Genomic DNA, 11,867 nt, shown 5'->3' on the forward strand with positions numbered 1-11,867 from the left:
TCCGGTCGCTTCGACGGGCTCGGGGACCTGGCGTTCGCGGCTGGAGCCACCGACCACCACGCGCCCTGAACTCTCCCGTTGCCGCGGGGTCGCGGCATCCGCCCCCTCACCGAAGGAGCCCCGTCGATGAAGATCGTGGTCCTGATCAAAGAAGTGCCCGACACCTGGGGTGAGCGCCGGCTCGACCTCGAGACCGGGCTGACCGACCGCGCGGGCGCTGCCGCCGTGCTCGACGAGATCGACGAGCGGGCCGTCGAGGCCGCCCTCGCCTACGCCGACGCGCACGCCGGCACCGAAGTCGTCGTGCTGACCATGGGGCCCGCCTCGGCGACCGCGTCCGTGCGCAAGGCCCTCGCGATGGGGGCCACCTCGGCGGTGCACGTCGCCGATGACAGCCTGCGCGGCGCCGACCTCGTGCTCACCGCCGAGGTGCTCGCTGCGGCCATCCGGCGCACCGGATTCGATCTGGTCATCGCGGGCAACCTGTCGACCGACGGGGGAGGGGGCGTGCTGCCGGCGATGGTCGCGGAGATGCTGGGCGTGGCGCAGCTCACGGCCCTGTCGAGTCTCGACGTCTCCGACACCGCAGTGTCGGGCGATCGCGTGAGCGACGCCGGCACCATGCGAGTGTCCGCCGAACTTCCGGCCGTCGTGTCGATCACCGAGGCGATGCCCGAGGGGCGGTTCACGACCTTCAAGGGAATCATGGCGGCCAAGAAGAAGCCGTACGAGACCCTGGATGCCGCCGAACTCGGCGTCGAGGTCGAGGATCCCGCGGTCGCGCGGTACATCATGCTCTCCGTCGCCGAGAGGCCGCCGCGCGCGTCCGGCACGAAGATCGTGGACGAGGGAGACGCGGGCGAGAGACTCGCGGCCTTCCTCGTGGCCGAGGGGGTGGCGTGATGGCCACCGCTCTCGTGCTGCTCGAGGTGCTGCCCGGCGGAGCGCTGGCCGCCTCCGCTCCGGGCTTGCTCGCCGCCGCCGCGACCGTCGGAGACCCCGTCGCTCTGGTCGGCTCGACCGCCGACTCCCTCGAGAAGGCGTCGTCCGAGGCGGCCGCGCTCGGCGCGACGCGCGTTCTCACCGCCGTCACCGACGCCGACGCCCTGACCGGTCCGGTCGTCGACGCGCTCGCCGCGGCGGTGGCGAGAGAGAATCCCGATCTGGTGCTCGCCTCGCACGCCGTCGAGTCGCGCGACACGCTCGCGCGCCTGGCCGCGCGCCTGCGCATGCCCCTCGCCACCGACGTCGTCGGCGTCGGCCGCGATGACCTCGGTGTCGTCGCCCATCACGCGGTCTTCGGTGGGGCCTTCACCGTGGACGGGGCTCCCACCTTCGGCCCCCTCGCCGCCACGCTCCGCCCCGGCTCCGTCGAGGCACGTCTCGACGCGCGACCGCTCGTGGTCGAGAGCCTCGAGGTCGCGGCATCCGGAACTCCCCACGCCCGCATCGAAGGGTTCGCCGAGACCGCCGTCGCCTCGTCGCGTCCCGAACTGCGCGGGGCCGCGGCGGTCGTCGCCGGCGGTCGAGGCGTGGGTTCGCGCGAGGACTTCGCGCTCGTCGAGCAGCTCGCCGATGTTCTCGGTGCTGCGGTCGGCGCCTCGCGGGCCGCGGTCGACGCGGGCTACGTGCCCGCCGCCGCCCAGGTCGGGCAGACCGGGGTCACGGTGTCGCCGCGGCTGTACGTCGCGCTCGGCATCTCGGGGGCCATCCAGCACCGCGCGGGCATGCAGACCGCGCGCACGATCGTCGCGATCGACAAGAACCCGGAAGCCCCCATCTTCGAGATCGCCGACTTCGGTATCGTCGGAGATCTGTTCACCGTCGTCCCGCAGCTCATCAGCGCGCTCGACGCCCAGAAGAAGTCCTCCCGAGAGTAGATGGCGTCCACACCCCGCACCCCGCGACGCGGGCTGCCGCGCACCCCCGGCGGGGAGCCCTGGCCGCCCGCGGCCTCGGACGCGCCCGCAGTAGGCGACGGGGCGGAGGGCACGGATGCGGTCGCGAGCGCGACGGATGCGGGTCCGCGCGACGGATCCGCCCCCGAGGCGCCCGTGGGTGCGCATCCGGTGCAGCCGTCCGAAGCCCCTGCTTCTGCGTCGGCCGCTCCTGCCTCGCCCGAGGCCGGGGCGTCGCCCCCTCCCGGGTCGCCGACGGCCGGGGCGCCAACCGCGCCTGCGCCGGCCGCGGCGGATTCTCCGGCGGGGAGTGTGCGGCGCGGGCTGCCGCGCGAGCCCGGCGGGGAGCCGTGGCCCCCGGCATCCACCGTTCCGCCCATCGCGGAGCGTCCCGGTGCCGCATCAGCATCGGGGAATCGCGCCGGGACAGGATCGACCGACCCCGCGCGCCCGATCCCGCGTGGATCGGATTCGAGAGCGGATGCCGGCACCCCGGCGCCCGTGACGGCGAGCGGATCCGCCCCCGAGGCCCGGAATGCCCACGCGTCCGCTCCTGGATCGGATTCCGCGACCCCGGTGGGCGAGGAGTCGACCGGCGTGCGTCGGGGACTCCCGCGCGAGCCCGGCGGAGCGCCCTGGCCGCCGGCATCCGCCATTCCGCCCTCTGCCGCGCAGCCCGCCGCTGCCGAAGAGGAGAATCGCGCCGGAATCGGAGACGTCGAGCCCGCTCGTGCGACGTCGGTGAGCGCACCCGAGTCCGGAGCGGATGCCGAGACGCCGGCGCCCGCGACGGTGAGCGGAACCGACTCCGGCGCGGAAGCCGGGACGGCGGCGCGTTCCGGCGAGACGGTGGCGGCGTCCGCCGCTTCGATCGACGACCACGAGGTGAGCCCCGCCGCGTCGGCGAACGACGCCGTGGCATCCCCGCGCCCGCCCCTCACCGTTCCGCGAACGGTCTGGCCGGGAGCCGCGGCCCGCAACCGCGCGACGCCGCCCGCCCTCGCGCAGAAGCGTCCGACCGCCCCGCTGCGTGCCGGGGCGAAGACGCGGCTCGCCGACTTCTCACCCGTGCAGCTGCTCGGCTCGACCGCGGTGCTCGGTGTCTTCGCGCTGGCTCTCGTCGGCATCGCCGTGCTGATCGCACGCTTCGTTCTCGCGATCGGGCCCGGGCGGGAGTTCCTCGCGGCGTTCCCCGGCGAGTACCACCTGCCCGCGTCGGCGCCCGTGGGTCTTCCGGCCTGGCTGAACTGGTCGCACTTCCTCAACAGCTTCTTCCTGCTGCTGATCATCCGCACCGGGTGGCAGGTGCGGCGCGAGAAGCGACCGGCGGCGTTCTGGTCGCCGCGGAACAACAAGAAGCGGCGGATCAGCCTGGCGCTGTGGTTCCACCAGGCGCTCGACATCCTATGGATCGCCAACGGCGTGGTCTTCGTCGTGCTGCTGTTCGTGACGGGGCAGTGGATGCGGATCGTGCCGACGTCGTGGGAGGTCTTCCCCCACGCGCTGTCGGCCGCCCTGCAGTACGCCTCTCTCGACTGGCCGACCGAGAACGGGTGGGTGAACTACAACAGCCTGCAGCAGTTGTCGTACTTCGCGATCACCTTCGTCGCCGCGCCCCTCGCGATCATCAGCGGCGTGCGCCTGTCGGGGGTGTGGCCCAAGGACGCCGAGCGGCTCAACAAGCTGTACCCAGCCGAGTGGGCGCGCAAGGTGCACTTCCCCACGATGCTTTTCTTCGTCGCGTTCATCGTCGTGCACGTCGCGCTCGTGCTGGCCACCGGGGCGCTGCGCAACCTCAACCACATGTACGCCGCGCGCGGATCGGAAGACCCCGCCGCCTACACGAGCGACCCGACCGGATTGCTGATCTTCGCCGCCTCGCTCGTCGTGATGGCCGCGGCCTGGGTGGCGGCGCGGCCGGCGGTGCTCGTGCCGATCGCGCGCCTGTTCGGCGAGGTCAAGCAGCGCTGAGGCCGTCGCGGGTCGAGACCGCCCCGCCGGCGCGTCAGACGCGTCCGCGCGCCCGCAACCCCGCGGCGATGAGGTCCACCCCCGAGGCGAAATCGTCGTCGGCGAGTCCGCCCGCCGCGCCCGCGCGAGCCCCCGCGCTGTCGTACTGCAGGCGCTGCTGCTCGTGCCACACGAAGCCAAGCACGTAGTGCAGCACCGTGGTCGCGACGCGGCGGGCGGTCTCGTCGTCGAATCCCTCAGCGGTCACGGTCGCCGCGAGTCGGTCGTGCGGCAGCGATGACCCCAGTCCCATGGCCAACGTGCTCGAGACCACTTCTGCGCCGTCGCGGTAGGCCAAGAGGGCCTCGCGCAGGGCGCGGGCCTCTGCCGCGAGGTCGACGGAGGGGCCGGATGCCATGCGCCCGACGATCCGGTCGGACAGTTCCGCGAGCAGGGACTGCTTGTTCGGGAAGTGCCAGTACAGGGCGCTCGCCTGCACGTCGAGGGCGGTCGCGAGACGTCTCATCGTGAGGTCGGGCAGACCGTGGTCGTCGAGGATCTGCAGCGCGGTGCGCGCGACGTCGTCAGCCGTATGCCCTCGGGGTGCCATGCGGATGAGTATAGTGAACGCCGTTCAGTGAACATCGTTCAGGAAGGCCCCCTCATGACTCGCACCCTCGACGCCACCGACCTCGCCCGCGTCGCCGTCTTCGCCGCGCTCATCGCCGTGCTGGGGCTCCCGGGCAGCTTCCCGGTGTTCGGCGGCGTGCCGATCACGGCTCAGACGCTGGGCGTGATGCTCGCGGGGGCCGTGCTCGGGCCGTGGCTCGGCGCGCTCTCGGTCACCGTGCTGCTCGCGCTCGTCGCGGTCGGGCTCCCGCTGCTCGCCGGCGGTCGTGGCGGCATCGCGGTGTTCCTCGGGCCGAGCGCGGGGTACGCACTCGGGTGGATCCTGGGCGCGGCGGTCATCGGCATGCTGGTGCACGCGGGCGGTCGGCGGCCCGTGCTGTGGCGGACGGCTCTCGCGATGGTCGCGGGCGGCGTTGTGGCGATCTACGCGGTCGGAATCCCGGTGCAGAGCCTCGTGACGCGGCTTCCCCTCGGCGAGACCGCCCTGACGAGCCTCGTATTCCTGCCCGGCGACCTGCTGAAGGCTGCGGTGGCGACCGCGATCGTCGTCGCGCTGGTCCGGGCCTATCCGCGGGGCTTCCGCCGCACGTGGAGGCTCGGCGCGCACGCACCGGAGGCCGTCTCCGCGTGATCACCGTCGTCGACGGTGACGCACCCGGGCTTCTCGATCGCATCGCCGAGGTCCGTGCGGCCGGGCGGGCCGTGCTGGTCGCCGATCCCCGATGGAGTGCCGCGCAGCGCCACGACGTCGAGGCGCTGATCCGAGAGGACGAGGTGCCCGCCGACGCGGCCTGGGCGACGCTCACCTCGGGAAGCTGCGGCGCCCCGCGCGTGGTGCTGCGCACGGCCGCATCGTGGAGCTCGTCGTTCGCGACCGTTGCGGCGCTTCTCGACGCGGGGTCGGACGATTCGATCGCGCTGCCCGCTCCGCCGGCGGCATCCCTGACGCTCTTCTCCCTCGCGCACGCGCTCGCCGGCGGTCCCCGCCCCGTTCTGGGGGCCGACGTCGACGCGACGTGCGTTCACGCGACCCCTCAGGGCCTGCGCGCGCTCCTGGATGCCGGTGGGGCTCCGCGACGCGCGCTGGTAGGCGGGTCGCACCTCGACCCGGCTCTGCGCGCGCGAGCCGCGGTCGCGGGTGTGGAGGTCGTGTCGTACTACGGTGCCGCGGAGCTGTCCTTCGTCGCGATCGACTCGGGCGAGGGGCTCCGGGCCTTTCCCGGCGTCGAGCTCGATGTGCGAGGCGGCGAGGTGTGGGTGCGTTCGCCTTTCGTGGCCCTCGGGTATCTGGGCGCGGGCGGACCTCTCGAGCGCGCGGGCGGGTGGGCCACCGTGGGCGACCGCGCCGAGGTGAGGGACGGCGGCCTGCACCTGCGCGGGAGGCGAGACGGGGCGATCCTCAGCGCGTCGGCGACGGTCGTCCCCGACGAGGTCGAGGCGACGCTGCGCGGCATCCCCGGAGTGCGGGATGCCGTCGTGTTCGGCATGCCGCGCCCCGGCGTCGGTGCGCTCATCGCCGCGTTCGTCGAGGTGGAGGGGGCCGGACCCGACGATCTGCGGCGGGAGGCGGCCGCCCGGCTCGTCCCCGCCCACCGGCCGCGGCGGTGGTTCTTCGGCACGATCCCCCGCACGCTCTCGGGCAAGCCCGCGCGCGCCGACGTGGAGCGGATCGCGGCCGGGACGGGACGGGATCGTGGGTGACCCGGTGATCGTCGCTGCACGCCGCACGCCTCTCGCCCTGCGGGGACGTGGGCTCCGCCACCAAGACGTCACCGCACTGAGTGCCGCAGTGGTGTCGGCGGTCGCGGGCGATGCTCGGGACTTTCCGATCGCCGACGTGGTGATGGGCAATTGCGCCGGGCCAGGCGGGAACGTCGGGCGTCTCGCCGCTCTGGCGGCCGGGTTGGGTCCGCACGTGCCCGGCGGCACCGTCGACCGGCAGTGCGGTAGCGGGCTGGCGGCGATCGTGGATGCCGCGAACGCGGTGCGGGTGGACGGGATCGCGCGCCTCGCGGGTGGGGTGGAGAGCGCGTCGACCGCGCCGTTGCGCGCGCTCGCAGGCGTGCCGTACACGCGTGCTCCCTTCGCTCCGGCGGGCTTCGCCGACCCCGACATGGTGCGGGCCGCCGACGACCTGGCGCGGCACGACGGGCTCACTCGCGAGCGTCAGGACGTCTTCGCGGGCCGCAGCCACGCGCGCGCCGCGAACGCCGACAGGGAGGGGAGGTTCCGGGCCGAGATCGTCCCGGTGGGCGGACTGACCCGCGATGAGGGGGCCGGGGTGTCCCCTCGGGTGTTGCGAAGACTCGTCCCTCTCGTGGACGGAGGCACGGTGACGGCCGGATCCTCGACCCGGATCGGAGATGGGGCGGCGGCTGTGATGGTCGCCCCGGCGGGTGCCGGCCCCGGCCTCGCCCTTCGCGCTGCCGTGATGACGGGGAGCAATCCGGCTCTGCCGGGTCTCGGGGCGGCTCCCGCCATCGCCGCCGTGCTCACACGGACGGGCCACGCCGCGGGGGACCTCGCCGCGATCGAGCTCGTCGAGGCGTTCGCCGCGCAGAGCATCGCCGTGCTGTCGCGCGTCGGGCTCCGTGACGACGACCCGCGCGTCTGCGCTGACGGCGGAGCGCTTGCTCTCGGGCACCCGTGGGGCGCGAGCGGGGCCGTCGCGGTGGTGCGACTGTTCGCCCGGCTGGTGCGTGCGGGGGCCGCGGACGGGACGATCGGACTGGCCGCGGCGTCGGTCGGCGGGGGGCTCGGTGTCGCGGCGGTCTTCGAGGTCGTGCGATGACCCTTCGTTGCTCGAACCTGACCGTCAGCCTCGACGGCCGGGCCGTCCTGAACGATGTCACCCTCGATCTCGATGCGCGCACCATCGCCGTGGTGGGCGACAACGGCTCGGGAAAGTCGACCTTCGCCCGGGTCGTCGCGGGTCTCGTGCCGCGTGCCCGGGGCTCGCTCGAGGTGCTCGGCCAGGATCCGATTCGGGATGCCGCGGCCCACCGTCGTCGTGTGGCCCTCGTGCTGAGCAATCCCGACGCCCAGATCGTCATGCCGGTCGTCGCCGACGACGTCGCCTTCTCGCTCCGCCCCGAACGACTCGCGCGGGGCGAGCGAGCGGCGCGCGTGAGCGCCGCTCTGGAACGGTTCGGTCTGGCCGAGCTCGCCGACCGTCCGGCATTCGACCTGTCGGGCGGGCAGAAGCAGCTCCTCGCTCTCTGCGGTGCCTTCGTGCGAAACCCCGCACTGGTCGTCGCCGACGAGCCCACCGCCTTCCTCGACGACCGGAACGCCCGCCGGATCGCCGACCATCTGCTCGGTGACGGTTCGCACCGCGCCCTCGTGGTCACGCACGATCTCGTCCTCGCTCGACGGTGCGACGCGGCCGTGCTGTTCGCCGACGGTCGCGTGGTCGCCGCGGGCGCGGCATCCGGGGTCGTCGACCGGTACGAGCAGTCGCTGGCATGCTGAGCGGCTCCCGACCCGCGACGGGAATCGTGCATCGCCTGCCCGCGGGTCCGAAGATGCTCGCGGTGGCCGCGATCGCTCTCGCCATCGCGATGCTGCCGACCACCCTGTGGGCCGCGGGGGTCGCGGTGGCAGTCGCGCTGGCGTGCGTCGTGGCCTCGGGCGTCGGGGCGCGGGAGTTCTGGCGGCAGGCGTGGGCCCTGCGCTGGGTCGTCGTCGTCACGGCCGCGGGGCAGCTGATCTTCCTCGGCGTCGAACCCGCCGTCGCGAACACGGCGCGTGTGGCGGCGGCTCTTCTCGTTGCGGCATTGCTGCCGCTGACAACGCGGGCGGAGGCGATGCTCGACGCCCTCGAGCGTGGACTCGCTCCGCTGGGGAGGATCGTAGTGGATGCCGAGCGCACGGCGCTGCTGCTCGCGGTGACGATGACGACGATCCCCGTGCTGGCGCGACTGGCCGCAGAGGTGCGCGAGGCGCAGCGGGCGCGGGGTGTGCGACCGTCGCTCCGTGTCGCGGTCCTGCCGTTCCTCGTGCTCGCACTGCGGCATGCCGATCAGCTCGGTGAAGCCCTCGCGGCCCGCGGGGTACGCTGACGGCCCGCTCCGTCTCGCCGGGGCCGCAGGCGCCGCTCGACCGGTCGGTGAGGTGCACCCGAACCGGGGTGATCTCGCTGACGCGACCGCCCCGCGACCGCTGCCCGGCCCGCGCTCAGCCCGCGGCGGCCCGCCCCGCGGCGAAGCCCTCGGCGTACGCCTCGTCGGCGCCCTGGCGGAACATGTCGCGCGCGGGATCGCGCACGATCGAGCGGGCGCCGGGCAGGTCGAGGTCGCCCACGAGGTCGGCGCGTCCGCGCACGATCGCGACCGGTCGGCGCGCGGCCTTGCCTTTGACGAGGTCGGTGGCGGCGGCGATCTCGTCGGCGACGCAGGGCAGGGTCACCACGAGGGGGCGGCCCTCGGCATCCGTCGTCCCGCGGAGGTCTTCGAACACGTGGATGCCGCCGGCTCCGATCGCGTGATCGGTCTGGCCTTCGCGCCACGCGCGCCCGAGGGTGTCGGTGACGATCACGCCCACGTGCGCTCCGGTCGCGGCCCGTAGCCCCGTCGCGAGGGCGCGGGCCGAGGCGTCGGGGTCGACCGGCAGCAGCAGCACGGTGCCCTCGGGGGTGTTGCTCGCGTCGACCCCGGCGGCGGCCGAGACGATGCCGAGCGGGTTTTCGACGATCCGCGTGACGTGCCCGGTGGGGGAGGTGCGGGATGCCACGAGACGCACGGTCTCGCGCGTGATGGCGTCTTCGCGGTCGTCGGCGCGGATGATGCGTCCCTCGGCCTTCGAGACGACCTTGCTGGTGACCACGACGATGTCGCCGTCGCGCAGGGCGCCGTCGTCGTCCGCGCGCGCAGAGACGGCATCGACGATCACCCGGACGAGGTCATCGCCCGGAGTGATCTCGCGGATGCCGTCGAGGGCCCAGATCTGCAGCACGTCAGCGGACGAAGCGCACCTCGGTGAGCTCCTCACCGAGGAAGGGCTCGGTGTGCGAGGCACCATCGAGGGCGAACCCGTTGCGCTGGTAGAACCGGTGGGCGCGCGGGTTGTCGTCGGCGACCCACAGGTACGCGCCCTCGCCGCCGTCGATCGCGGCATCGAACAGCTGCTGGCCGATGCCGGTGCCGTGGTACGCATCGAGCAGGTAGATGAAGTACAGCTCGCGCTCGCGGGGAGCGTCGTCGTCGCGGGCCGGACCCGAGCCGACGAAGCCGACGATCTCGCCGTCGACGAGGGCCGCGTGCATGCGGTAGTCCTCGCCCTGGGCGGCCCAGTGGGTCCAGAGCTCGGCCATGCGGCGCGGCGAGACGGCCTCGAGGGCGGCCTTGCTGATCAGGTGGTCGTAGGTCTCGTGCCAGCAGGTGGCGTGCACGCGACCGAGGGCCTCGGCATCCACATCTCTTACCGGACGGACGACGATGTCGGTTCGGGCTTCCGCAGTCATGGCGCGACTCTACGCGGGGCGTCGGCGCGGGTGAAATCGGGGCGGATCGGCCATCGGATGCGCTATGCGCCGCCGCGCCGGAGTTGTCGATGACGCACAACGACATCGCCGTTCCGTGGTCGAATCGCTACGCTCGCCCCTCGTGAACGTCCTCTGGCGCACCCTGCTGGTGCTCGCTCGTGCCCGCCGTCGCCTTCGTCGCGAAGGCCCCCTCGACCCCAACACCGTCGCGCGGATGTCCATCCGGGTGCTGCCCACCGACATCGACCTGCTGCGGCACATGAACAATGGCCGCTACCTGTCGCTCTTCGACCTCGGGCGTTGGGACCTGCTGACCCGCACGGGACTCCTCGCGGCGATGACGAAGCAGGGCTGGTACGCGGTGGTCGCCGCCGAGACGATCACGTTCCGCCGCTCCCTCGAGCTGGGGCAGCGCTTCGAGCTCGAGACGCGACTGATCGGCCACGACGATCGGGCGGTGTACCTCGAGCACCGCGCGCTGGTGAAGGGCGAGATCTACGCCCGCGCGATGATCCGCGCGCGCATCCTCCGTCGCACGGGCGGCACGGTCCCGCACGACGAGCTGTTCGCCGCGGTCGGGCGTCCCGAGGGCCTGCCCGACATCGAGCCGTGGGTGCACGACTGGGCGGCGGGCTCGGCCCTCCCGTCGACGAAGCGCCCGGCGCCCAGCGTCTGGGAGTGACGCGGACTCGCCATCACATGCCGAAGCGGGCGTCGAGCCAGGCCACCTGCTTCATCCAGTGGCGGTGCCCGCCGCCCTCGTGGCCGTTGTAGGGATACTCCTCGATGGCCGCATCGTCCGACGCGAGGGCGTGGAACGCGGCGAAGACGCCCGACGGCAGCACGACGTCGTCCATGAACGCCACCGAGAAGAACGCGGGCTGGGTGATGCGTCGGGCGAGGATCGCGCCGTCGACGTACGACAGGGTGCGGAGCACGCTCGCCGTGTTGTCGCGATGCACCGCGAGATAGCGCGTGATCTCGGTGAACGGCGCCGAGGGCGTGCGCGTGATGGCGTTGGGGAAGTCGCACAGGAAGGGCACGTCGGGCAGGACCGCCGCGACCGCCTCGCCCGCGAGGGCCGCCGCGGCGATCGAGAGCCCGCCGCCCTGGCTGCCGCCGGTGACGGCGACCCGCGAGGGATCGACCCCGGGGAGCTCGCGCACCACGTCCACCAGGCGCACGGCGTCGGTGAACAGGCGGCGGTAGTAGTAGTCGTGCGGATCCCGGATGCCGCGCGTCATGACGCCGGGGAAAGCGGCCGCGGAGCCGTGGGGGTCGGGGGTGTCGCCGACGCTCCACGTCGACCCCTGGCCGCGGGTGTCCATGATGACGTGCACGTAGCCGGCGGTCGCCCAGTTCAGACGCTCTCCCGGCAGGCCGCGGCCGCCGCCGTAACCGATGTACTCGATGACGGCGGGCAGGAGCGCGTCGCCGTGCGGGCGCACGACCCAGCCGCGGATCTCGTCGCCGTCGAAGCCGGTGAAGGTGAGGTCCGAGACGCTCAGGGCGCGCACGGGGGCGTCGATCGGGGTCAGGGTGGCGGGCCGAGCCGCAGCGCGCGCCTCGGCGATCGTGGTCTCCCAGAACGCCTCGAGATCGGCCGGTGCCTTGAGGGCGGGGCGATAGGCCCGCAGAAGCTCGATCGGCATGTCGGTGAAGGTGACGGCCATGGTTCCTCCTGGTGTCCGGGGCGAACCGACAGTAGCAACGGGTGGCGTCACCGGGGGCGGCGGCCCCCGCTCAGCGCGCGTGGATTCCGCGTCGTCGGAAACAAATGTGAGGCTTCACATTCTTCTCGCTTCTGCGGTCTAACGTTGCAAATCATCCTTGACAGCATTCCCAGCCGCCTCCAATATTGCGGATAGTGAGCGCTCACATTGAGATGCTCACGTCGCGCCGGCCCC

The 11,867-nt window shown here is 73.2% G+C and carries 13 protein-coding genes; 9 read left to right on the forward strand and 4 right to left on the reverse strand.

All coding sequences use genetic code 11. From position 1 onward, the window contains the following. Positions 1-126: 126 nt before the first annotated feature. The 3 genes from BLS25_RS05540 to BLS25_RS05550 all read left to right on the forward strand — a co-directional run bounded on the left by BLS25_RS05540 (position 127) and on the right by BLS25_RS05550 (position 3,869). Complete coding sequence (locus tag BLS25_RS05540) at positions 127-903, forward strand: electron transfer flavoprotein subunit beta/FixA family protein (RefSeq protein ID WP_074694711.1); 777 nt, start codon at positions 127-129, stop codon at positions 901-903. Then, a complete protein-coding gene (locus BLS25_RS05545; protein WP_074694712.1) occupies positions 903-1,880 on the forward strand; it encodes an electron transfer flavoprotein subunit alpha/FixB family protein in 978 nt (325 codons plus the stop codon). Before BLS25_RS05540 ends, BLS25_RS05545 begins: the two co-directional genes overlap by 1 nt. A gap of 615 nt (positions 1,881-2,495) precedes the next feature. After that, complete coding sequence (locus BLS25_RS05550; protein WP_256335541.1) at positions 2,496-3,869, forward strand: cytochrome b/b6 domain-containing protein; 1,374 nt, start codon at positions 2,496-2,498, stop codon at positions 3,867-3,869. A 34-nt stretch (positions 3,870-3,903) separates the two neighbouring features. On the opposite strand, the gene BLS25_RS05555 is transcribed toward BLS25_RS05550, so the two are convergent. Continuing rightward, a complete protein-coding gene (locus BLS25_RS05555; RefSeq protein WP_056224492.1) occupies positions 3,904-4,458 on the reverse strand; it encodes a TetR/AcrR family transcriptional regulator in 555 nt (184 codons plus the stop codon). Between the two features lie 54 nt (positions 4,459-4,512). Here BLS25_RS05555 and BLS25_RS05560 point away from each other — a divergent pair, with 54 nt between their 5' ends. Genes BLS25_RS05560 through BLS25_RS05580 form a run of 5 tightly spaced genes read left to right on the forward strand, consistent with a single transcriptional unit; the run spans position 4,513 to position 8,539 of the window. Beyond that, entirely contained in the window at positions 4,513-5,109 is a 597-nt protein-coding gene (locus BLS25_RS05560) for a biotin transporter BioY (RefSeq protein ID WP_056224490.1), read from the forward strand. After that, a complete protein-coding gene (locus BLS25_RS05565; protein WP_074694714.1) occupies positions 5,106-6,179 on the forward strand; it encodes an AMP-binding protein in 1,074 nt (357 codons plus the stop codon). The genes BLS25_RS05560 and BLS25_RS05565 overlap by 4 nt, the downstream gene beginning before the upstream one ends. A 4-nt stretch (positions 6,180-6,183) precedes the next feature. Then, positions 6,184-7,269 (forward strand): thiolase family protein, encoded by a 1,086-nt coding sequence (locus tag BLS25_RS05570; RefSeq protein ID WP_074694824.1) that lies wholly within the window; start codon positions 6,184-6,186, stop codon positions 7,267-7,269. Continuing rightward, a complete protein-coding gene (locus tag BLS25_RS05575) occupies positions 7,266-7,949 on the forward strand; it encodes an energy-coupling factor ABC transporter ATP-binding protein (RefSeq protein WP_074694715.1) in 684 nt (227 codons plus the stop codon). The genes BLS25_RS05570 and BLS25_RS05575 overlap by 4 nt, the downstream gene beginning before the upstream one ends. Next, a complete protein-coding gene (locus BLS25_RS05580) occupies positions 7,943-8,539 on the forward strand; it encodes an energy-coupling factor transporter transmembrane component T (RefSeq protein WP_074694716.1) in 597 nt (198 codons plus the stop codon). The genes BLS25_RS05575 and BLS25_RS05580 overlap by 7 nt, the downstream gene beginning before the upstream one ends. 115 nt (positions 8,540-8,654) lie before the next feature. Here BLS25_RS05580 and cofE read toward each other — a convergent pair whose 3' ends face one another. Both cofE and BLS25_RS05590 read right to left on the reverse strand, forming a co-directional pair. Next, a complete protein-coding gene (gene cofE, locus BLS25_RS05585) occupies positions 8,655-9,431 on the reverse strand; it encodes a coenzyme F420-0:L-glutamate ligase (RefSeq protein ID WP_074694717.1) in 777 nt (258 codons plus the stop codon). 1 nt (position 9,432) lies between these two features. Continuing rightward, a complete protein-coding gene (locus BLS25_RS05590) occupies positions 9,433-9,939 on the reverse strand; it encodes a GNAT family N-acetyltransferase (protein ID WP_074694718.1) in 507 nt (168 codons plus the stop codon). A 142-nt stretch (positions 9,940-10,081) separates the two neighbouring features. Between BLS25_RS05590 and BLS25_RS05595 the strand changes: the two genes are divergently transcribed. Then, entirely contained in the window at positions 10,082-10,642 is a 561-nt protein-coding gene (locus BLS25_RS05595; RefSeq protein ID WP_056228042.1) for an acyl-CoA thioesterase, read from the forward strand. Between the two features lie 13 nt (positions 10,643-10,655). Here BLS25_RS05595 and BLS25_RS05600 read toward each other — a convergent pair whose 3' ends face one another. Beyond that, positions 10,656-11,633, reverse strand: a complete 978-nt coding sequence (locus BLS25_RS05600) for an acetylxylan esterase (protein ID WP_074694719.1) — start codon at positions 11,631-11,633, stop codon at positions 10,656-10,658. Positions 11,634-11,867: the final 234 nt, after the last annotated feature.

The sequence above is a fragment of the Microbacterium testaceum StLB037 genome (assembly GCF_900104345.1).
GTDB classification, from domain to species: Bacteria; Actinomycetota; Actinomycetes; order Actinomycetales; family Microbacteriaceae; genus Microbacterium; species Microbacterium testaceum_A.